This window comes from Pseudomonas sp. MD195_PC81_125, assembly GCF_014060985.1.
Taxonomy (GTDB): domain Bacteria; phylum Pseudomonadota; class Gammaproteobacteria; order Pseudomonadales; family Pseudomonadaceae; genus Aquipseudomonas; species Aquipseudomonas parakoreensis.
In genome coordinates, this window is sequence record NZ_JABULD010000595.1 from 1 (window position 1) to 2,133 (window position 2,133).

A 2,133-nucleotide genomic window follows, 5' to 3' on the forward strand; every position below is an offset into this window, starting at 1 on the left:
CCCACATTGGAACTCGGTCGAATGTGGGAGCGAGCCTGCTCGCGAAGCTTTTAAGATCAGAAGTGGAACTTCACCAGGAAGCTGGTCACGTTCTGATTGGTGGTGAAGCCACGGGTGCCGTCGATCCCGTACTTGTCTTTCCAGTAGTCGTATTCAACACCGACGTACAGCTGCTTCTCGCCGAAATGCAGCGCCTTGCCCAGGTCGTATTTGACCTGCGGGTTGAAGTGCAGGTTGGCGTGGTATTCGCCTTTGCTGTTGACGTCGTTGTCGACCACCCAGTCCATGTAACCGTCGATCAGCACGTTCGAGCTGCCGACCGGGATGGTGTAGGACCAGACCGGGGTGATCTGCCAGACGTTGTCACCCGGGCGCGAGCCGTCGGTGTGGCGCTGGTAGAAGTTCAGCTGGAAGTAGTCGAAACCCGGGATCGCCAGGTCGAAGCCAGGACCGATCAGGTACGACTCGACGTCGCCTTCACCGAACTCGTAAGTCATCGCCAGCAGCACGTCTTTGATCGGACCGAATTCGAGCTTCTGGTCGAGGACTTTGCCCAGCGAGATGCGCGGCTGGAACTCACCGTAATAGGTGTTGTTGCCGACGCCGCCGTCTGGTTTGCCGTTGTAGAAGATCTTGTCGATGAACAGGAAGTTATCCCCGTACTTCCAGGCATCGGCGTGCTCGAAGGTGACGGTCTGCTGGATCGCCGGGTTGACCTTGAAGTCTTTGCCGTAGAGGTAGGTCAGGCTGTTGTTCTGCCATTGCAGCAGGCCATCGGCCATGGCCTGGCCGCCGGCCAGCATCGATCCCGCGAGCATCAGGCTGGTGCACATACGTTTCATTCGGTTGCTCCCAAAGTAGGTGTTCCACGTTTATTTTTTTTAAGATCGGCGCTCTGGTGTGGCGCCTTTTTTTCGTTGCTGCAAAAGTCATCCGATCGGTCAGCTTCGCTGGTGATAGCAAGAGCTGGGCCAACGCTTTCGAAAAGCAAAAAAAACGCCCGTTCGGCTGCTGAAAAACAGTCGATTGCGCGTGTTTTCGGGATGCCTCGGTACTGGCCGGGGCCGGGATAAGTTGGCCCGTCGGTCAGGAATTAAATCCGGGCTTTTTTTTAGACCGAATTCAAGAGGCCGCGGAGAATACTGACTCCTCGGCCAGCTCTCAAGTGCCCCGCAACAGAGCACCGACGACAGGTATGGGGCACGGTTGCGGGCCATCTCAGAAGTGCACCTTCACCAGCAGGCTGGCGGTGTTCTGGTTGGTGTCGAGGTTGTGACTGCTTTCGACGCCATATTTGTTCTTCCAGTAGCTGTATTCGGTGCCGACGTACAGCTGCTTCTGGCTCCAGCCCAAGGCTTTGCCGAGGTCGTATTTGATCTGCGGATTGATGTGCAGGTTGGCGTGGTAAGTGCCGCGCGAGTTCTGATCGTTGTCGACCACCCAGTCCAGATAGCCGTCGATCAGCAGGTCGGAGTTGCCCAGCGGCACGCTGTACGACCAGCCCGGGGTGATCTGCCAGACGCCGTCGCCGGGGGCGCGGGCCTTCGGTCTGGCGGCGGAAAATGTTCAGGGTCACGTAGTTGAAGCCGGGCACTTTCAGGTCGAAGCCGGGGCCGATCAGGTAGGCTTCGCTGTCGCCTTCGCCGTACTCGTAGGTCATCGCCAGTAGCACGTCCTTGATCGGGCCGAATTCGATTTTCCGGTCGAAGATCTTGCCGAACGAGAAGCGTGGGGTGAATTCGCCGTAGAAGGTGTGCGGGCCTTTGTTGCGGTCTTCCTGGCCGTTGTAGAAGATCTTGTCGACGAACAGGAAGTTGTCGCCGTACTTCCACTTGTCGGCGTGCTCGAACGTCACCGTCTGCTGGATCGACGGGTTGATCGCGAAGTTCTTGCCGTACAGGTAGCTCAGGCTGTTGGTCTGCCACAGCAGTAAATCGCCGGCCATGGCCTGACTCGCGGCCAGCAGGCCGCCACTCAACAGAACGTTGGTTTGCGTGCGAATCATCGGTTGCTCCCTCTTGTTTTTATTGTTGAGGCAGGGTGTTGCACGTCCCCTGTGGGAGCGAGCCTGCTCGCGAAGAGGGCGTGTCAGTCGCCATCACTGTTGAATGACACAACGCTTTCGCGAGCAGG

Annotated in this window: 1 protein-coding gene and 1 pseudogene; both read right to left on the reverse strand. The window is 57.8% G+C overall.

Annotated elements, in window-relative coordinates; all coding sequences use genetic code 11:
* Positions 1–56: 56 nt before the first annotated feature.
* A complete protein-coding gene (locus HT737_RS24200; protein ID WP_182404154.1) occupies positions 57–842 on the reverse strand; it encodes an outer membrane protein OmpK in 786 nt (261 codons plus the stop codon).
* Positions 843–1,218: 376 nt separating this feature from the next.
* Positions 1,219–2,005 (reverse strand): annotated as a pseudogene (locus HT737_RS24205) (outer membrane protein OmpK).
* Positions 2,006–2,133 lie beyond the last annotated feature (128 nt).